Annotated in this window: 15 protein-coding genes; 11 read left to right on the forward strand and 4 right to left on the reverse strand. The window is 66.4% G+C overall.

Going from position 1 to position 18705, the window contains the following annotated elements:
* Positions 1-259: 259 nt before the first annotated feature.
* The 5 genes from BN2475_RS11810 to BN2475_RS11830 all read left to right on the forward strand — a co-directional run bounded on the left by BN2475_RS11810 (position 260) and on the right by BN2475_RS11830 (position 3981).
* The gene (locus BN2475_RS11810; RefSeq protein WP_094779708.1) at positions 260-736 is read left to right on the forward strand and encodes a CreA family protein; all 477 of its coding nucleotides are present in this window, start codon (positions 260-262) and stop codon (positions 734-736) included.
* 94 nt (positions 737-830) lie between these two features.
* A complete protein-coding gene (locus BN2475_RS11815; protein WP_094779709.1) occupies positions 831-1661 on the forward strand; it encodes a helix-turn-helix transcriptional regulator in 831 nt (276 codons plus the stop codon).
* A 195-nt stretch (positions 1662-1856) separates the two neighbouring features.
* Positions 1857-2618 carry an AzlC family ABC transporter permease gene (locus tag BN2475_RS11820; RefSeq protein WP_425435528.1) on the forward strand — a complete coding sequence of 254 codons (762 nt, stop codon included), beginning with the start codon at positions 1857-1859 and terminating at the stop codon, positions 2616-2618.
* Positions 2615-2938 carry an AzlD domain-containing protein gene (locus tag BN2475_RS11825; RefSeq protein ID WP_094779711.1) on the forward strand — a complete coding sequence of 108 codons (324 nt, stop codon included), beginning with the start codon at positions 2615-2617 and terminating at the stop codon, positions 2936-2938. Before BN2475_RS11820 ends, BN2475_RS11825 begins: the two co-directional genes overlap by 4 nt.
* 275 nt (positions 2939-3213) lie before the next feature.
* A complete protein-coding gene (locus tag BN2475_RS11830) occupies positions 3214-3981 on the forward strand; it encodes a DUF4088 family protein (protein WP_094779712.1) in 768 nt (255 codons plus the stop codon).
* A 182-nt stretch (positions 3982-4163) separates the two neighbouring features.
* Here the strand turns inward: BN2475_RS11830 and BN2475_RS11835 are convergent, their stop codons facing one another.
* Positions 4164-6293 carry an ATP-dependent helicase gene (locus BN2475_RS11835; RefSeq protein WP_094779713.1) on the reverse strand — a complete coding sequence of 710 codons (2130 nt, stop codon included), beginning with the start codon at positions 6291-6293 and terminating at the stop codon, positions 4164-4166.
* A gap of 298 nt (positions 6294-6591) precedes the next feature.
* On the opposite strand from BN2475_RS11835, the gene BN2475_RS11840 reads away from it, so the two are divergent.
* Both BN2475_RS11840 and BN2475_RS11845 read left to right on the forward strand, forming a co-directional pair.
* Positions 6592-6810, forward strand: a complete 219-nt coding sequence (locus BN2475_RS11840; protein ID WP_094779714.1) for an RNA-binding S4 domain-containing protein — start codon at positions 6592-6594, stop codon at positions 6808-6810.
* A gap of 274 nt (positions 6811-7084) precedes the next feature.
* Positions 7085-8497 carry an MATE family efflux transporter gene (locus BN2475_RS11845; RefSeq protein WP_094779715.1) on the forward strand — a complete coding sequence of 471 codons (1413 nt, stop codon included), beginning with the start codon at positions 7085-7087 and terminating at the stop codon, positions 8495-8497.
* 130 nt (positions 8498-8627) lie between these two features.
* Here BN2475_RS11845 and BN2475_RS11850 read toward each other — a convergent pair whose 3' ends face one another.
* The gene (locus tag BN2475_RS11850) at positions 8628-10565 is read right to left on the reverse strand and encodes an ATP-binding response regulator (RefSeq protein ID WP_245841285.1); all 1938 of its coding nucleotides are present in this window, start codon (positions 10563-10565) and stop codon (positions 8628-8630) included.
* Positions 10566-11002: 437 nt separating this feature from the next.
* On the opposite strand from BN2475_RS11850, the gene BN2475_RS11855 reads away from it, so the two are divergent.
* Positions 11003-12577 carry a phospholipase D family protein gene (locus tag BN2475_RS11855; protein ID WP_245841286.1) on the forward strand — a complete coding sequence of 525 codons (1575 nt, stop codon included), beginning with the start codon at positions 11003-11005 and terminating at the stop codon, positions 12575-12577.
* 15 nt (positions 12578-12592) lie between these two features.
* Positions 12593-13993 (forward strand): class II fumarate hydratase, encoded by a 1401-nt coding sequence (fumC, locus tag BN2475_RS11860; protein WP_094779716.1) that lies wholly within the window; start codon positions 12593-12595, stop codon positions 13991-13993.
* Between the two features lie 201 nt (positions 13994-14194).
* Here fumC and BN2475_RS11870 read toward each other — a convergent pair whose 3' ends face one another.
* Both BN2475_RS11870 and BN2475_RS34620 read right to left on the reverse strand, forming a co-directional pair.
* Complete coding sequence (locus tag BN2475_RS11870) at positions 14195-14701, reverse strand: acyl-CoA thioesterase (RefSeq protein WP_094779718.1); 507 nt, start codon at positions 14699-14701, stop codon at positions 14195-14197.
* Between the two features lie 196 nt (positions 14702-14897).
* The gene (locus tag BN2475_RS34620; RefSeq protein WP_162844471.1) at positions 14898-15041 is read right to left on the reverse strand and encodes a hypothetical protein; all 144 of its coding nucleotides are present in this window, start codon (positions 15039-15041) and stop codon (positions 14898-14900) included.
* Between the two features lie 207 nt (positions 15042-15248).
* On the opposite strand from BN2475_RS34620, the gene BN2475_RS11875 reads away from it, so the two are divergent.
* Entirely contained in the window at positions 15249-15962 is a 714-nt protein-coding gene (locus tag BN2475_RS11875; RefSeq protein WP_094779719.1) for an ArsR/SmtB family transcription factor, read from the forward strand.
* Positions 15963-16143: 181 nt separating this feature from the next.
* The gene (locus BN2475_RS11880; RefSeq protein ID WP_094779720.1) at positions 16144-18705 is read left to right on the forward strand and encodes a DUF6600 domain-containing protein; all 2562 of its coding nucleotides are present in this window, start codon (positions 16144-16146) and stop codon (positions 18703-18705) included.

The raw sequence follows: 18705 nt of genomic DNA on the forward strand, positions 1-18705 counted from the left end.
CTGAGCGTTTGCCTGAGCGGTTTGGCGCGATCGCACACCCTTTCTTTAGCGAGGGCACGATCGCGATCGCGCTAGTCGATGCGGCAGTTTCCCGATGCCCGCTGTCCGCGCCGGCTTGCTGAACCGCAGCGCTTGCGCGCCCCACGTGGTTCAACGCCTCCGACCCTTTCGCGGGCGCGCTCGTTATACGATGACGATTTCCCGGCGCGCGTTCACGCCCAACCCAGGCACCCAACCCAGGCGCCCATCCCGACACTCCATGAAACTTATCTCCTCGCGCATCGCGCTGGCAGTGGCCACCGCACTGCTGCTGTCTTCGGCACACAGCGAAGAAGTCGGCAGCGTCAATACCAACTTCCACATCACCGGCTCTGACCGCGTAGTCGTCGAGGCCTACGACGATCCGGTCGTCCAAGGCGTGACCTGCTATGTGTCGCGCGCCCGCACCGGCGGCGTCAAGGGCACGCTCGGCCTCGCCGAGGATCCGACCGAGGCGTCGATCGCCTGCCGTCAGGTCGGTGCGATCCATTTCACCGGCCCGGTCAAGCAGCAGGCCGACGTGTTCTCCGTCAGCATGTCGCTCATCTTCAAGTCGCTGCATGTGGTGCGCGTGGTCGACGCGAAGCGCAACGCGCTGGTGTATCTCACCTACAGCGACCGGGTCGTCAGCGGCAGCGCGAAGAACAGCGTAAGCGCCGTGCCGATGCCGACCGGCACCACGATCCCCGTCAAGTAAGCATCGCCCGACAACGAGCGCGCCGCGCAAACACGACGCCCATGCCGCCGCACTCACGACGCGTTACACTGACCGGTCCTGCCGGATTTTCACCATGACCGCCGTCCAACGTTTCCGCAATTGCGCGCGCTACTGGCGCACGCCGCTTCTGCCCGGCGGGGATCTGCTCACAGCCGAATATCACGATCACGAGTTCACGCCGCATTGGCACGATGCGTACACGATTGCGGTGATCGTCGCGGGCGTGGAGAGCTATCGGTATCGCGGTTCCGACTATGTCGCCGAGGCCGGCAGCGTGCCGATCATCAATCCGGGCGAGGTGCATACGGGCTCGAAGGCGGTCGAGGCGGGCTGGCGGTATCGCGTGATGTATGCGCCGGTGGACTTCATCCGCGAACTGGCCAATGAACTCAGCGGCCGGCCGCAGGCGCTGCCGTGGTTTGCGCCAGGCGTGATCCGCGATCCCGATCTGGCGACGCGGCTTGCGCGCGCCCATCGACTGCTGGAAGCGGGCGACGACGCGCTCGCCGCCGAAGCCGCGATGCTCGACGCATTGTCGACGTTGCTGGCCCGCTACTCGCAGACGCAATCGGTGCCCACGCGGCTCGCGACCGACGACGTTCGCGTTGCCATCATGCAGGAGCGTCTGACAGGCGATCTGGTCGAGCCCGTTACGCTTGCCGAGGTTGCACAGGCAGCGGGTTTATCGCCGTTTCACGCGGCGCGTCTCTTCACCCAGACCACCGGCTTGTCGCCGCACGCGTGGCGCAATCAGGTGCGTTTGCAACGCGCGCTCGCGCCGCTACGCGCCGGCGTTTCGGTGACGGAGGTCGCCGCGGCGAGCGGCTTCACCGACCAGAGCCATTTCACGCGTCATTTTCGCCGCATGTTCGGGGTGCCGCCCGGGCGCTGGCAAGGGGCCTGACGGGGCGCGCGGATGTGGCTGGCCGCGCGTTTCGCGTGCGGCCCTCCGGTTTGCGGTTTGCGGCTTCCGGCTTCCGGCTTCCGGCTTCCGGCTTCCGGCTTCTGCCTTCTGCCTCAGCCTTCTGCTCCCTGCCGCAAGAACGTACAAGCCTCACCCACCAGTCCCCGCTATGCTTCCCTAATCCAGGAGGCAAGATTGACCCATTCCACCCCACCCCAACTCAACCACACGGGCCACATGAAGGAATTCACGGCCGGCGCCCGCGACATCATCCCGATGATGGTCGGCGCGGCGCCATTCGGCGTCATTTTCGGCACGCTGGTCGCGTCCGGCCCGTTGCATCTCTGGCACGGCCAGTTGATGTCGCTGGTCGTGTTCGCCGGCTCCGCGCAATTCATCGCGCTCGGTCTGATCGCCGGCCACGCGAGTTTCGCCGTGATTTGGGCGACCACGCTGGTCGTCAACTTGCGTCACGTGCTGTACAGCGCCACGCTCGCGCCACACGTCGCGCATCTGCCGGCACGCTGGCGCTGGGCGCTCGGCGCGCTGCTCACCGACGAAGTCTTCGCGGTCGCATGGGAGCACTATCGCCACCGCGAACCCGGCACGGTCGGTCCGCACTATTTCTTCGGCGCCGGCCTCGCGATGTATCTGAACTGGCAGCTCTGGACCGTCGCCGGCCTGCTGTTCGGCGCGGCCTTTCCAGGCCTGCAATCGCTCGGGCTCGACTTTGCGATGGTCGCCACCTTCATTGCGATCGTCGTGCCGCAACTGGTCGCGCTGCGCTACATCGCGGCAGCCGCCACCGCGGGCACGCTGGCCTTTTTCTGGCAGGCGTGGCCGTACAAGCTCGGTCTGCTCGGCGCGGTGTTCGCAGGCGTGGCGATCGGCGTGCTGCTGTCGACGGCGCGTCCCAACCTGCGCGGCGCCCGCGAAACCGCGGAGGCCACGCGATGAACTACGTCGTTCTGATCTTCGGCATGGCGGTGATCACATGGGTGATCCGCGCCGCCGTTTTCGTGCTCGGCGAGCGTCTGGTGTTCCCGCCGCTCGCGCGCACCGCCCTCGGTTTCGTGCCGGTCACCGTGCTGACGGCGATCATCGTGCCGATGGCGGTTTCGCCGCACGGCGCGAGCGCCGAGCTGACCTGGCGCAATCCGCAGCTGGTCGGCGCCCTGGCTGCGGTCGTCGTCAGCGCGCTGACGCGGCGGCCGCTTCTGACCATCGCGGTCGGCCTGACGGTGTTTTTCGTCTGGCAATGCGTCGTGCTCAAATAGGCGCGCGCAGCCGTCGTCCGGTCCGCGCGGCGCTCTGCAAGCGCCAGCCGGGCGACACGTCCCTCTAAAGCGGGCCGTCCTGCGCCCGCACGCCCTTAAGTTTCCGCCGAATCCGCCGATATGAAGTCGAGGTCCGCGCATCGGGATTGGTCCCGCTGGTTACGCGGCAACGGCAGCAATCAACCGCGTCGCCATCTGGCATCGCGTCGCCCAGGCTCCGCATGCGGCCGGGATGACGTGACGAGGCCGCGCGGCAGGACCAAACGGGATAACACATGGGTCAAATCACCCTCAAACTCAAGGACGAGACCATTGCGTCGCTGCGCAAGGATTTCGACGCTTTTCTGCGGGTCTCGCTAAAGCTCGATCCGCAGTTCGCGACACCGTCATTTGAGGACTTTTTGCGCGCCAAGCTGCTCGACAACATGGTGCCGCTGACCGAACACGCGGTTCAACGGATGCTGCAAGGTGGTCAGTACGCATGGGCCAAACGCACGCTGGACAAGGAATTTCCGGACGTCGTCGCGATTCTGATGCGGCAGGCGGGCGAGTTCGGCTTCGGCTTCGCGGCCCGTTCCGAATGGACGCCGGAAGAACTCGCCAAGCAATGCCGCGACTGGGCAGCGGCGATCGTCAAGGAAGCGGAAGGCGATGCCACGCTGATCGATCCGCTCGCCGCGCAGATCAAGAGCGCGGTACAAGACATCCAGGCGCTCGAGGAAGTCATGCAGACGCCCGCATGGCGGCTGGCGGAATCGCTGCGCCAGCGGGTCTATGAGGCCAAGGTGGCATGTGAATCGAGCGTGGGCAGCGCGGCGCGCGAGAAGCTCGGCGAGCTGCGCGGGCTTTTGCGTCTGGGCATTTCGCACGGCTCGTTCCAGAAACAGGAAGCGCAGCAGATCATGGAATTCCTGCGCCTGCTGAAGCCGGAGATATTCGTCGAAGAGCCGTATGACGTGTTTTCACGCTTGGCGGCATGGCTGCGCAATTTCTTCGTGCCGCCGCGTCCGGTGCCGCAGCAACAGCAACGGCAGTCGCGCTAGGCGTCTTCTGTCGCCGGCAACCGGCCAACCGGCCGGCGTGGCGACCAGCCACAGCGAATCCAGCCACCGCGGCTGCCACGCGCTTGAACCACGCTTGTGCCGCGCTTGTGCCGCTCTCGTGCCGCGCTTGTGCCACTCTCGTGCCGCGCTTGTGCCGCACCCGAACGCGCGGCGCCGCGCGCTCAGTCCCACATCTTCCTGAGCCTTGCTCCGATCTCGATCTTCGCCTGCGCAGCCGCGGCGAGCCCCGCGGCCGTGGGCGCGCTCGGCACCGGCAGGCGCGGCCACGCATAGGCGTCGAACAAGGGCATCAGATGCGCGGGGATGAAGCGCGTGCGCGACGCCCACACGTGTCGATCGCCCATATGCGTCTGGTTGTGCACGTAGAAACGCTGCGGCACGACGATATGCAGGTCTTCCTTCGCTCGCGTCATCGCCACGTATAACAGGCGCCGTTCCTCGTCGATTTCGTCTTCGCTGCCGGTGCCGAGATCGGACGGAATGCAGCCGTCGACACCGTTCAGCACGAACACGTTGCGCCACTCCTGCCCCTTCGCCGAATGGATCGTGGACAGGATCAGATAGTCCTCGTCGATCAGCGGCACACCGGACTCGTCGCTGGTGGCGTCGGGCGGATCGAGCGTCAGCTCGGTCAGAAAGCGCTCGCGCGACGCATACGTGCCCGCGATGCTCTCCATTTGCAGCACGTCCGCGTGACGGATCGCGGCGTCCTCGTGATTGCGTTCGAGATGCGGCTCATACCAGCGCCGCACCATTTCGAACTCGGCAGGCCACGGCGTCTGCCGTCCATACACGCTCGACATCAGCCTGACGAACGGCTGCCAGTCTTCCTGCGCGCGCGCAGGCGCGGCGAACGCGGCCAGTGCGCCGGCGGCGGTATCGACCGGATTGCCGGCGCCAGCGCGCGCAGCGATCTCGTCGAGCACCTTCGCCGCGGTGGCCGGCCCGACGCCCGGCAGCAGTTGCACGACGCGGAAGCCGGCGACCCGGTCGCGCGGATTCTCCGCCCAGCGCAGCACCGCCAGCACGTCCTTCACATGCACCGAATCGAGAAATTTCAAGCCGCCGAATTTGACGAACGGAATGTTGCGCCGCGTCAGTTCGATCTCCAGCGCGGCGCTGTGATGAGCGGCGCGAAACAGCACCGCCTGCGACTGGAGCTTGAGCCCCTGCTCGCGCGCTTCGAGCACCTGCTCGACGATGTAGCGCGCCTGATCGGCTTCATCGGCGACGGTGACGAGGCGCGGACGCTGCGCCGACGCCCTGTCGGTCCACAGATTCTTCGTGTAGCGCTCGCTGGCCAGTTCGATCACCGCGTTCGACGCGGCCAGGATCGGCGCGCTCGAGCGGTAATTGCGCTCCAGCGTGACCTGTTTGGCGGGCGGATCGAACTGCGCGGGGAAATCGAGGATGTTGCGCACGGTGGCGCCGCGAAACGAGTAGATCGACTGCGCGTCGTCGCCGACCACGGTCAGGCCGCGACCGTCCGGCTTCAGCGCGAGCAGGATCGACGCCTGCAGACGGTTGGTGTCCTGGTACTCGTCGACCAGCACGTGATCGAAGCGCGCCGACAGATCGGCTGCGATGGCCGGCTCGGCGGCCATATGCGACCAGTAGAGCAACAGATCGTCGTAGTCGAGCACGCTCTGCTTCTGTTTCGCGTCGACATACGCGGCGAACAGCATGCGCAGATCGGCCTCCCATTCGCGGCACCACGGGAACGCGTTATCGAGCACGTGGGTTAGCGACGCTCCGGTGTTCACGACGCGCGAGTAAATGGCAAAGCAGGTGCTCTTGGCCGGAAAGCGCCGCTCTTTCGCGGACAGGCCGAGTTCATGACGAACGAGGTTCATCAGGTCGGCGGAGTCTTCGCGGTCGTTGATCGTGAAGGCCGGCGCGAGGCCGATCAGATCGGCGTACTCGCGCAGCAGCCGCGCGCCGACGCTGTGGAAGGTGCCCGACCAGCTGAGCCCTTGCGCGAGCGACGCACGCGCCCCAAGCGCCGCGCCGGCGATGCGCGTGACGCGGCGCGTCATTTCGAGCGCGGCGCGGCGCGAAAAGGTCAGCAGCAGGATGCGGCGCGGGTCGGCGCCCTTGACGACCAGATTGGCGACGCGATGTGCGAGCGTGTTGGTCTTGCCCGAACCGGCGCCCGCGATGACCAGCAGTGCGCCGGCGGGCGCGTTCGGCGTGTCGGCGCCGTATTCGACGGCTTCGCGTTGCGCGTCGTTGAGTTTCGCCAGCCAGGCGGAGGTATCGAACGGCGGCGGAGATTCGGCGACGGAGAGCACGGTGAAATCAGGGAGATCGGGCGTTGGATGGATTCAGGTTGGCGACGCATACTGTATATCCATACAACCATTCCCGACAAGCGACCCTTTTTTGAGCGTGCTTCTGGTGATGCGCGCGGTGATGCACGCGTGCTGACTGGCGCAATGCGCGGACGGAGCGTCGGCATGGTCTTTTCCGCTTGCCTCGCGCGGTCTTCCCGCTGCAATCGCTTGCGCGAACTACGCGCACACTGCGAGCTTCATCCGGGGCAAGCTTCTGCCGTATGATGCGAACCCTTTGCCTGAAGGTGCGAACGCCATGCCTAACCTTGATTTCACGCTCAGCGGCGACTACGTCGAACTGCACAATCTCCTGAAGATCATGGGCCTCGCGGACAGCGGCGGCTCGGCAAAAATGATGGTCGCGGACGGCGCCGTGACCGTCGATGGCCGGGTGGAAACGCGCAAAACCTGCAAGATCCGCGCGGGCCAGGTCGTGTTGCTGGGCGACACACGGATCGCCGTCCACGAGGCCTGACGCCGCGCCGCTCGCGGCTCCCATGCCGGCCTCCGGAAATCCGCAGGACCGCGCGCACCAAAATCGTGCTTCCTCCATCGACATCGCCCGGTCGAGGCAATAAGCTGTCGGTTTAGACAGACAAACCGTCGGCCGACACGACCGGCTCACGACCGCGCTGCCCGGCTTCGCCACCGCTCGCCGACCCGCCCGCGCCGACCGTGCCGCTGGCGCACGAGGCGCGCCGCTCGCGAGCGCGGTCACGCTGTCGCCACTTCCGCAACCCAAGCGTTTCATGACCCAATCCGGCCTGACCCGGGCGGCTACCAGGCCGCCGACCCTGTCCCGCCACGCCGCCGATACCGCACGGCTCGCCGCGCCGCTCGCGATCGCGCAGCTGTCGCAAATGGCGATGGGCGTCACCGACACGATCCTGCTCGGCTCGCTCGGCCCCGATGCGCTGGCCGCCGGCGGGCTCGGCGCGAACCTGTTTTTCGTCGTGGTCACGCTGCTGCAAGGGGTGCTGACGTCCGTCAGCGTGAGCGTGGCGCATGCGCGCGGCGCCCAGGACGACAGCCGCGTGCCGCATATCTACTGGACCGGCCTCGTGCTGGCGGTGCTGCTGTCGCTGCCGGCGTTCGTGCTGCTGTCGTTCGCGTCGCGGATTCTGCTGGCGTTCGGCGAACCCGGGCTGCTCGCGCACAATGTCGGCCAATACGCGGCGGTGCTGCGCTGGGGTGCGCCCGCCAGCCTGATCGGCGTCGGCCTGATGCGCTCGTTCCTGCCGGCAATCGGCGCGGCGCGGCGGCTCTTGTGGGTGTCGCTCGTGAGCGTCGGCGTCAACGCGTTTCTGAACTACGGACTGATTCACGGCGCGTATGGGCTGCCGCGGCTCGGCTTTCTCGGTTCAGCGGCTGCGACCTCGATCACCGTCTGGCTGACCGCGCTCGTGCTGATGGCGCTGCTGCATCTGCGCCCGCGCTATCGCCATTTCGTCGTCGCGACGCGGCCGAAATTGCCGTTGATGAGCGAACTGTTCGGCATCGGCTGGCCGGTCGCGATCACCTACGGCGTCGAGTCGACGCTCTTCCTCGCCACCGGGCTGATGGTCGGACTGCTCGGCGAATCGCAACTAGCCGCGCACCAGATCGCGCTGAACGTCGCGTCGGTGGCCTTCATGGTGCCGCTCGCGATCGGCCAGGCGGCCAACGTCAGGGTCGGCTTCTGGGCCGGCGCCGGGCAGCCGCTGGCCGCGCGGCACGCGGGCTTCGTCGCGCTGGCGCTGGGCGTCGGCTTCATGAGCATGTCGGGCATCGTGCTGATCGCCGCGCCGCACTGGATCGTTGGCCTCTATCTGCATCTCGACGACCCCGCCAACGCGGCGACGGTCGCGCTGGCAAGCTCGCTGCTCGGCGTGGCGGCGATCTTCCAGATCGTCGACGGCATGCAGACAGTCGGTTCCGGCTGCCTGCGCGGCCTGAAGGACACCCGCATACCGATGTTCGCCGCGGCCTTCGGTTACTGGGTGATCGGTTTTCCGACCGGCTATACGCTGGCGTTTCACTTCGGGCTTGGCGCACGCGGTTTGTGGTGGGGACTCGCGGCTGGCCTCGCGAGCGTGGCGATGCTGATGACGCTGCGCTTTCATAAGCTGAGCTCGCGACGCGTACCGGCTGCGCCTGTCGCACCGCCCGCGCGGTCGGTATGAACGGTGTGAGCAACGCTGCGGCGAATTCGTCGAATGCGCGCGGGCGGACTCGCTCGCGCGACATGCCGCCAGGCACCTGTACCATCCGTCTGCCGCGCACTCGCGATCGAAGCGGGCACCACCCGCCTCCTCATCCCACCGCCGATTCGCAATCCCCCGCAGCCTCCTGCGCCCCCGCAGAATCGCCATCACGCGCCCCAATCAGATGCGTCATAGCCGCCCTCAAACGGCCATTGGGAACCGGCTTGTGCAGAAGCACCAGCCCACTTGCCTGATATGCCTCCACCAGACGCCCAGCGGCCGTATCGCCGGTGATCAGCATCGCCGGAATCGCTTCGTTGTATTCCGCGCGCAGCTTTTCGATTGCCTCGATGCCGTTCTCGCCATTGCGCAGACGGAAATCGCAAATCAGCAGATCGGGCCGCACCTCGTGCGTCGCGAGAAGCTGGATGGCCTCGTCTGCAGAAGCGGCCGCGACGACCTCGTAGCCCCAGCCGGTCAGCAGGCTCGACATCCCGGCACGGATGGCCTGTTCGTCATCGACGACCACGACAAGTCCCGCTGCCGCGATACGGTTGACCTCATCGGCGGATGCCTCCGGCGCACCCGGCTCGCGCTGGGACCGCTCGATCGCAACCTCGAAGCACGATCCTCGCCCAGGCTCCGAGCGCAGCGTGACCCTGCATGCCAGCAGGTCGGTCACCCGGCGCACGATCGCGAGGCCGAGACCCAGCCCCTTTGTACGATCGCGTTCAGGATTGCCGAGCTGGTGATACTCCTGGAACACGCGCTCATGCTGATCGGGTGGAATACCGCGCCCGGTGTCCCAGATCTGTACCGCAACATGTGAACCTCTGCGCCGGCAGCCGACGACGATCCGTCCGCGATCGGTGTAGCGCACCGCATTGGAGACCAGGTTGCGTATCACGCGCTCGACCAGGATCGGATCGGAGTCGACGATTGCGCTGCACGGAACACATGAAAGCGCGACTCCCTTGGCTGAGGCTTCACCTGCGTGGTCGCGGCAGGCGCGAGCCAGAACGGCGCCAATCGCAAACGGACGGCGATGCACTTCCACGACTCCCGCATCGAGCTTCGAGATATCCAGCAGGGCCGTGAACAAGCCGTCCATGGCGTTGGTGGATGCATCGATCTGCCCCACGAGGTGCTCGACTTCCGGCGACATCGGCATGTCGCGCAGCGCGCCGACAAACAGGCTCAGCGCATGAACAGGCTGGCGCAGATCATGACTGGCTGCGGCCAGAAAACTGGATTTGGCGCGGCTGGCGTCTTCGGCGATCTCCTTTTGGCGTCGCAGGTCGATGGCCAGTTCTTCAGCAATCTCCTTTTGACGCCTGAGGTCGACGGCCAGCAGCTCGGTGACCTGACGCTCATGCTCGGTCGCCAGCTCGGCTGCGATGCGCTCGACAAACATCCGGGAAATGAGCAGAAACGCGGACGTCAGCATGACGCCGTACAGGATCACAAAGGCGATCATCAGGCCGCGGTTTATATAGTCAACTCCCAGTGCGATTAAACACGAGGATGGGATCATCACGCCCAGCCAGACGGCGGATATGAGCGGGACGGTAATACTGGCCAGCACGCCCGCGGCGATGAGCCCTGGCACGAACGACAGCAGCAGGATGCGATCCTCTCCGCTGTAGGCAAGCGGCGCACTCAGATACAGCCCGGTTACCCAGCAAATGGCGGTAAGGGCACACCAGAATGCGGAACCCCAAAGGTCGTGTGTCGTGTAACCGTTCTTGCGAAACGCGCTGCGCCGGTCGATGCGCCGCAATGCGTGGCCGGCCCAGCCGGCCTGGCAGACGAAGTATATGAAGCACCAGATGGCCGTGCCGCGCAGTGGCAGCGCGGGCCAGAGCAGCAACACCAGTCCCGCCACCGACAGGCTGTTGGTAACGCCGAAAATCGGCACGATCAGGAACAGGGCTCGCAATTGCCAGTTGAGCAGACGCGATCGGGCAGCAGCATCCGCGTCCGGGAGCGTCCAGCATGCGCTTAGTTGTCTCCACATCCTGTTGACGAGGTTGTTTGTCTCCGGCATATCCGAGGGCCATTGAATTATTCGGAATCCCAATAGCGTGCGCTGTCACCGAGCCGCCAGTATATGACGCTGCAAGTTCGCGCCGACTCGGCTCCGGGTTGGAAAGGTGGTGGATTCCACGGCAACCCGTATTGGGCCACGCAAGCATCGCGACCGGCGAGCGCGGCTCCCGAAGCCTAAAATGGATTGCACGACAGCGTAAGCAAGCCTACTGCGCTGCGCCGCGAGAAGCCTGTGAATAAGGGGAAGACAGCGTGCCGGGGCATGACGAAAACGAACAAAGCGCACTGCGCCGCCAGCGTACATTCAACACGCCCCGAAGGAAGCCCCCTTGGGGGGCGCCCCGCAGGAAGCCCCCTTGCGGCCCCCCCGGAAGGAAGCCCCCTTGGGGGACGTTCCGCGAGAAGTTCTCCTGGGGGACAGCGAGACATTTTTTCGTGCTGTGCTGCGTCACGGCATTCCTGACCGCCTGCGTCACCAAACCACCAGCCATCGCATTCGACCGGCAGCTTACGCATGCATTGCCCGCTACGCAAACCACCCCGCTGCGTACCGCGCTCGCGCCGCTTGAAGCCGCGCATCCGAACCAGTCGGGGTTCCGTGTGCTGGCGAACGGCACCGATGCGCTGCAGATGCGCATCGCGCTTGCGCGCGCCGCGACCCGGACCCTCGACATGCAGTACTACATCGCCAACGAGGACACCACCGGCAAACTGCTGCTCGGCGCCGCGCTGTACGCAGCCGATCACGGCGTGCGAGTGCGCATGCTGGTCGACGATCTGAACTTCAAGGACATCGATCGCATGATGGCGGGCCTGGACTCGCACGACAACATCGAGATTCGCGTCTTCAATCCGTTCGGCAGCGCGCAGCAAAGCATGTTCGAACGCGCCACGAATCTGTTCACGCAGATCGACCACTTCACGCGCCGCATGCATAACAAGGCGATGATCGCGGACAACCAGCTGGCAATCGTCGGTGGCCGCAATCTCGGCGACGAATATTTCAGCGCGAGCGAAACGCTGCAATTCCGCGATCTCGACGTGCTGGCCGCCGGCCCGATTACCGCCGACATCTCGGCCAGTTTCGACGACTACTGGAACAGCAGCATCGCCTATCCGTTGCGAGTCCTGAACAAGCAGAAATTCGACCCGAAGGAACTCGACCAGACGCGCGACGAGTTGCGCGCACATTGGCGCGCCAACGCCGATCCGTACAACGCGAAGCCGCTGAACGCCACACCGCTCGCTGCACAGATCGCCAGCGAGCAACTCGGCCTGACCTGGGCGCCTGCCGAATTCAAGGCCGACCTGCCGGAGAAGATCGAACATCCTTCACCGGACTACGTCAGCCCGCCAATGCAGCGGCTCGTCGAACTGATGCGCGACGCGCGCCACGACTTCCTGATCGTGTCGCCCTACCTCGTCCCGCATGATGCGGGCGTGAAGGCGGCCGGCGAGTTGACGCACCGCAGCGTGCGCATCGCCGTGCTGACCAATTCGCTTGCCGCGACCGATGCGGTCGCCGTGCAGGCGGGCTACGCTCCGTATCGCGTGCCGTTGTTGCGGCAAGGCGTCGAGTTGTACGAATTCAAGCCAGTCCAGAACACGCCGAATCCGGACGTGGCCGGCTCGAGTTCGCGCGCCAGCCTGCATGCGAAGACCTATGTGATCGACCGCCAGATTCTGGTGATCGGCTCGATGAATCTCGATCCGCGCTCGGCCCATCTGAACACCGAACTGGCGCTGGTGATCCATAGTCCGCCGCTCGCGGCCCAGGTGGCGCGGATCTTCGAACACGCCACGTCGCCCGAGGAAAGCTATCGCGTCACCCTCGCCGACGACGCCCAGCTCCCCTATCTGCGCTCGATCGGCGCGCCGCTTTCGCCGCTGGTGTGGAACGACGTCGAGAACGGGGTGCCGCGCCAATACATTTTCGACCCGCAGGCGGGTTTGTACCGGAACGCGCTAACGGGTCTATTCTCCCTATTGCCCGTCAACGCAGAACTTTGACCAGCGGAGTGGACCATGACCGAAGACATACGAATGGAGCGTGACACGTTCGGCGAGATCGCCGTGCCGAACGCTCGTCTATGGGGCGCACAAACAGAGCGCTCGCTGCAGAATTTCCGCATTTCGACTGAAAAGCAGTCGCCCGAGCTGATCAACGCGCTGGCCGTCATCAAGCGCGCCGCTGCCGAGGTCAACCTGGGTCTCGGCGTGCTCGACGACAGCAAGGCCCGCGCGATCATGCAGGCGGCCGATGAGATCATCGCCGGCAAGCATCCCAGGGAGTTTCCGCTTGCCGTCTGGCAGACCGGCTCCGGCACGCAAACCAACATGAACCTCAACGAGGTGATCGCGAATCGCGCGAGTGAGCTGCTCGGCGGCGAGCGAGGCGAGGCGCGCAAGGTGCATCCGAACGACGACGTGAATCGCGGCCAGTCGTCGAACGACGTGTTTCCCACGGCGATGCATGTGGCCGCCGCGCAGGCGATCGTCAAGCATCTTCTGCCATCGTTGAAGACACTGCGCGACACGCTCGACGGCAAGGCACGCGCGTTTGCCGACATCGTCAAGATTGGCCGCACGCATCTGCAGGACGCCACGCCGCTCACGCTTGGCCAGGAGTTTTCGGCTTACGTCGCGCAACTCGAGCACGGCATCCAGCACGTGGAAGCGGCGCTGCCGCATCTGTACGAACTCGCGCAGGGCGGCACCGCAGTCGGCACGGGTCTGAACGCGCATCCGCAGTTCGCGGACAAGGTGGCGGCGGCGATCGGCAAGCTGACCGGGCTGCCGTTCGTGTCGGCGCCGAACAAGTTCGAAGTGATGGCCGCGGCCGACGCGCTGGTGTTCGCGCATGGCGCGTTGAAGACCGTGGCGGCGAGCCTGAACAAGATCGCCAACGACATTCGCTGGCTCGCTAGCGGCCCGCGTTGCGGCCTCGGGGAACTGTCGATTCCGGAGAACGAACCGGGCAGTTCGATCATGCCGGGCAAGGTCAATCCGACCCAGTCCGAAGCGCTGACCATGCTATGCGCACAGGTGTTCGGCAATGACGTCGCGGTGAACATTGGCGGCGCGAGCGGCAACTTCGAGCTGAACGTGTTCCGCCCGATGATTGCGCACAACGTGCTGCAATCGGTGCGGCTGCTCGCCGACGGCGCGCGCAGCTTCAACGACAACTGCGCGGTGGGCATCGAGCCGAATCGCGAGCGCATCGATACTTTGCTGAACGAATCGTTGATGCTGGTGACCGCGCTCAACCCGCACATCGGCTACGACAAGGCCGCGCAGATCGCGAAGAAGGCGCACAAGGAAGGCACGACGCTGAAGGCGGCGGCGCTCGCGCTCGGCTATGTCACGGAGCAACAGTTCGACGAATGGGTCAAGCCGAGGGATATGGTCGGGCATTCGGTGGGGTGATCGGCGGGTGATCGGCGAAGGCGGCGGCCGGATGGCCCGGCCGCTCGCGCGACGCGCCCCCAGGCGCCCTGCCGGTTTGCGGCGCATGGCCGGCCATGCGAGCGGGAACGTGAACGCGGTTCATGCGACCGGCGGCCGGCGCCCGCCGCTTGCAGGCGCCGTCTGGAGCCGCCGTTTGGACGCGCCGTTTGGACGCGCCGCCTAAACCTTGCCTTGCGCCACTTCTTCCGGTTTCAGCTCGACAATCGCGTCGAGCGCTTCCTTCACATCCATCGCGTACTTGGCGAGGCGTTTCTGCTCATCCGTTTCCGGCACGAAAGCCGGCACCTGGACCGGATGGCCGTTCTCGTTGACGGCGACCATCACGACGAGGCAATCGGTGGTTTGCAGCAGTTCGCCGCCCTTCGGGTCGCCCGCCTGCACCGACACGTGAATGTGCATGCTGGTGCGGCCCGTGGCGACGACCCGCGCCCGCAATTCGACCAGATTGCCGACGAGGATCGGCCGGCGAAAGCGGATGTTGCCGACGCTGACCGTCACGCAATAGCGTCCCGACCACACCGCCGAGCACGCATAGGCGGTCTCGTCGATCCACTTCATCAGCGCGCCGCCGTGCACCTTGCCGCCGAAGTTGACCGAGCTCGGCTCGGCGAGAAAGCGGAAGGTGGTTTCCGAACGGTCCAGCGGCGCTACGGGCAGGGTGCTCATCTTGACTCCGGTGAATCGGATGGATTGAAAGGGGCCGATTATACGAGCGCAATATTGGGCGCGTGGCGGGTTCGTTCGGCTCGCAACGCTGAATGTGTGCCCGTCGCGCGTGACGCCTTTCCGCGAGCTTTCCGCTGACGCACGGAACCGGCGCGAACCGGCACCGAACGCACACCGAGCCGCGGGTTCCGCGGGTTCATTTGCGCACGCTGATGCCTTCGTCGATTGTCCCGTACATGCTGATGCTGCCGGTGCCCGCACCCGAGCCCGAACCGGCGCCGCCTTGTGCGCAGGCGGCCAACAGCAACACCGCTGCGGTGACGGCGAGAAGAGTTTTCATGACCACGCGTTCCTGCAAAGACAGACTCTGATTCTAGCCTGGCGGACCGATCCGTCGCCGCTACACGGGCCGGGCATCGCGCCCGGCGGTTTTTCGTAGCGTCCGCATTGCATTGTTCAGGTTAAGCTGAAACATTGAATGACGCAGCCCGGTACAGTGGACTGCATGGCGGCTCGCGCCGCCCATCGGAAATATTGGAGACGCCAGATGCCAGCGACGCTTGCAGACCAACAGAACCATTTCCCCGGCTTGAGCCATATCGGCGCACTGCTCGCCGATCCCGGCCGTGCCGCGATGCTGTGGGCGCTGATGGACGGCAGCGCGCGCCCCGCCGGCGAACTGACGATGATCGCCGGACTCTCGCCGTCGGCGGCTAGCGCCCATCTGGCGCGCCTCACCGACGGCGGTTTGCTCGCGGTCGAAGAGCGCGGCCGGCATCGCTATTTCCGGATTGCGTCGTCTGAAATCGCGGCGGCGATCGAGGCGCTCGCCAACGTGGCGCAGCTCAGCGCGCCGCAACGCGCGGTGCCGCGTCCGGTACGCACTGTGCCGCTCGACATGCGCTACGCCCGCACCTGCTACGACCATATGGCGGGCGAATTGTCCGTCCGGGTATTCGAACGGCTGCTCGACCGCGCTCTGCTGACGCTGCATGGCACGGTGCTCGAACCCACGCCGGCCGGCACCGCCCACTTCGCCGCATGGGGCATCGATACCTCCGCGCAGAAAAGCCGCCGGCGCCGCTTCGCGTGCACGTGCCCCGACTGGAGCGAGCGGCGGCCGCATCTGGGCGGCGCACTCGGCGCCGCGTTGCTCGACTCATGGTCGGCGCATGGCTGGGTCGAGCGGACCGAGCGGCCACGAATCCTGCGTATCACGCCGGCTGGCCACCGTCATTTCGACGCGTTTCTGGCGGCATGAATCATCGGCCGCCACCTGACGTAGCCGCGAAAATTCCGCAGTCAACCGCTGCGACGCGTCAGCGAGACCTTTTGTTACAGGCCCGTATGATGGCCTTACAAAAGTGCGCGTCTTGAAACAGGCACGACGGGTAAAGTGACTTACGGACCGAGCAGATTGCCGCGTCCGTTGGAGATAAATCATGAGAACCGTCACCCCACGCCCGCGCTCGGGATACCGCCCCGCCCGCTACACACTGATCGCCGCTGCGGTGTTCCTGTGCGCCGCGCAGACCGCACTGGCGCAGGACATCCAGCCGACGCCCCGGGCCGCGACCGCGACTCAGGACACCGACCCGCCTGGCCGCATCGCGCGTCTGAACTACACCGCCGGCACCGTCACCACCGAACCCGCCGGCGCCACCGACTGGTCGTACGCGCAGATCAACCGCCCGCTCACCACCGGCGACCAGCTCTGGAACGATCAGAACGCGCGCTCCGAGCTGCACATCGGCTCGACCGCGGTGCGCCTCGGCCAGTCCACCAGCCTCGACGTGCTCAACCTCGACGACAGCAGCGCGCAACTGAAAGTCGCGCAGGGTACGTTGTCGACGCGCGTGCGCGAACTTGCGCCCGGCTCGTCCTACGAAATCGACACGCCGAATCTCGCCGTCGGCGTGAACGAACCCGGCGACTATCGGGTCGACGTCGCGCCCGACGGCAGCAGCACCACCGTCACCGTGCGCAGCGGCAGCGCGACCGTGTACGGCGACAGCGGCCAGCTGCCGGTGGCGGCCGGCCGGCAGATCCGCTTCGGCGGTACCAACCTGCAACAGCTTGCCGACAATCAGGTTCCCGGCCTCGACAGCCTCGATCAGTGGGCCGTGAGCCGTGATGCCGCGGAAGACCACTCGGTGTCGGCACGCTACGTGTCGCGCGACGTCCCCGGCTACCAGGACCTGGATGCGAACGGCACGTGGCAGGACAGCCCGCAATACGGCGAAGTGTGGGTGCCGCGCGCCACGCCCGCCGGCTGGGCGCCGTACCACGACGGCCATTGGGTCTGGCAGGCGCCGTGGGGCTGGACCTGGGTCGATGACGAGCCGTGGGGCTTCGCGCCCTATCACTACGGCCGCTGGGCTCAGCTCGACGACTCGTGGGCGTGGGTGCCGGGCCCGATCGTGGCCGACGCGCCGCCCGTCTACGCGCCCGCGCTGGTCGCCTTCGTCGGCGACGACGAAGGCGGCGGCGGGGCCGATTGGGGTGTGAATCTGGCGATCGGCGGGGTCGTGGCGGCCGGCGTCGCGTGGTTCCCGCTCGGCCCGGGCGAACCGTGGCATCCGCATTGGCGCGATCACGATCACTGGAGCGCGGGCTACTACAACCGCGTCAACCGGACGACGACCATCAACAACTACAACGTGACTAACATCCACAACACGTACGTCAACTATCGGGCGCGCGGCGGCCTGACGGCCGTGCCGGCGACCGCGTTCGTGCATGGCCAGCCGGTCGGACGCTTCGCGCAGCAGGTCGATCCGCGCCAATGGCACAGCGCGCGGATCAACCCCGGCGGCGTAGGCATCGCGCCGGTACGCGAGAGCTTTGGGTCAGGTATGCGCAACGCGAACTACCGGCCGCCGGCGAGTGTCGTCGCGCGTCCGGTGGTCGCCACGCGTAATCCGGTCGTGCCGGCCGCTTATCACGACAGACTCGCCCAGCGTTTCGCGCAAGGCGGCGGGCGAGTGCCAGGCGGCGGCGAGCCGATCGTGCGCACCGCGGTGCCGGCGCATATGGCTGGCGGCGGCGCGCTGCCGATGCAGAACGTGCGGGTGGTCCAGTCGCATATTGCTGCCCATCCGCCGGGCGCGACTGCGGGCGCGCCAGTGCCGGGCACGCCTGGCGGCATGCAGCAGGCCGGGCCGCGGCCGGGCGCGGAGCCCGGTCAGTTGCCGCGCGGCGCAGAATCGCAAGCGCGGCCGGCCGTGCCGCCGCCGATGGTCAACAATCAGCGCGCGCCGCAGTCTGGCGAGATGGGGCGCCAGTCGAATGGCGTGCCGCGGCCGCCGCAGGCGGGCGGCGGCAATCCGGCGGCGTTCGCACAGCAACATGGTGGCCCGCAGCCGGCAAGTCAGCAGCCAGGCGCCACCGGCGGCCACGAGCCGGCATGGACGCGGCCGCACACGCCAATGGCCCAGCAAGCACAACCGGGTCAACAGCGGGCTCAACAGTTCGGTGGCCCGCAGGAGCAGGCTGGACGGCCGGGCTTCGGGCAACAGCCGGGCGCACAGGCCAACGCGGCGATGCAGCAGCATGGCGTACCGCGTCCGGTGGAGAACCCGGCGGCGCAGCAGCAGGCGCGTCAGCAGGCGTTTCCTGCGCAGCAGCAGATGTCGACGCAACGTCAGCCTGAGCCGCAGGTGCCACGGCCTGCGGAAGTTCAGCAGCAGCAACAGGCGCGTCCTGAGCCGCGGCCGGCGCCGATTCCGCAGGCGCAGCAGCCACGCCCGGAACCGCGTCCACAGCAGATGCAGCAGCCGCGCTTCGAGCCACCCCCGCAGCAGATGCAGCAGCCGCGCCCTGAACCGCGTCCGCAGCAGGTGCAGCAGCCGCGCCCTGAACCGCGCCCACAGCAGGTGCAGCAGTCGCGTCCTGAGCCGCGTCCACAGCCGGTGCAGCAGCCGCGCCCCGAACCACGGCCGCAGCAACAACACGCCGAACAGCATTCGGGCGGCGGCAACCACGACGAACATCACAAAGGCTGA

It is taken from the genome of Paraburkholderia ribeironis, assembly GCF_900019265.1.
Classification (GTDB): domain Bacteria; phylum Pseudomonadota; class Gammaproteobacteria; order Burkholderiales; family Burkholderiaceae; genus Paraburkholderia; species Paraburkholderia ribeironis.

Excerpts from the sequence above, each read along its gene's own strand:
- BN2475_RS11870 (WP_094779718.1), bottom strand. The coding sequence starts at position 14,701 with ATGAGCACCCTGCCCGTAGCGCCGCTGGACCGTTCGGAAACCACCTTC.
- BN2475_RS11815 (WP_094779709.1), top strand. The coding sequence starts at position 831 with ATGACCGCCGTCCAACGTTTCCGCAATTGCGCGCGCTACTGGCGCACG.
- BN2475_RS11880 (WP_094779720.1), top strand. The coding sequence starts at position 16,144 with ATGAGAACCGTCACCCCACGCCCGCGCTCGGGATACCGCCCCGCCCGC.
- BN2475_RS11830 (WP_094779712.1), top strand. The coding sequence starts at position 3,214 with ATGGGTCAAATCACCCTCAAACTCAAGGACGAGACCATTGCGTCGCTG.
- BN2475_RS11810 (WP_094779708.1), top strand. The coding sequence starts at position 260 with ATGAAACTTATCTCCTCGCGCATCGCGCTGGCAGTGGCCACCGCACTG.
- BN2475_RS11845 (WP_094779715.1), top strand. The coding sequence starts at position 7,085 with ATGACCCAATCCGGCCTGACCCGGGCGGCTACCAGGCCGCCGACCCTG.
- fumC (WP_094779716.1), top strand. The coding sequence starts at position 12,593 with ATGACCGAAGACATACGAATGGAGCGTGACACGTTCGGCGAGATCGCC.
- BN2475_RS34620 (WP_162844471.1), bottom strand. The coding sequence starts at position 15,041 with ATGAAAACTCTTCTCGCCGTCACCGCAGCGGTGTTGCTGTTGGCCGCC.
- BN2475_RS11850 (WP_245841285.1), bottom strand. The coding sequence starts at position 10,565 with ATGCCGGAGACAAACAACCTCGTCAACAGGATGTGGAGACAACTAAGC.
- BN2475_RS11875 (WP_094779719.1), top strand. The coding sequence starts at position 15,249 with ATGCCAGCGACGCTTGCAGACCAACAGAACCATTTCCCCGGCTTGAGC.
- BN2475_RS11825 (WP_094779711.1), top strand. The coding sequence starts at position 2,615 with ATGAACTACGTCGTTCTGATCTTCGGCATGGCGGTGATCACATGGGTG.
- BN2475_RS11840 (WP_094779714.1), top strand. The coding sequence starts at position 6,592 with ATGCCTAACCTTGATTTCACGCTCAGCGGCGACTACGTCGAACTGCAC.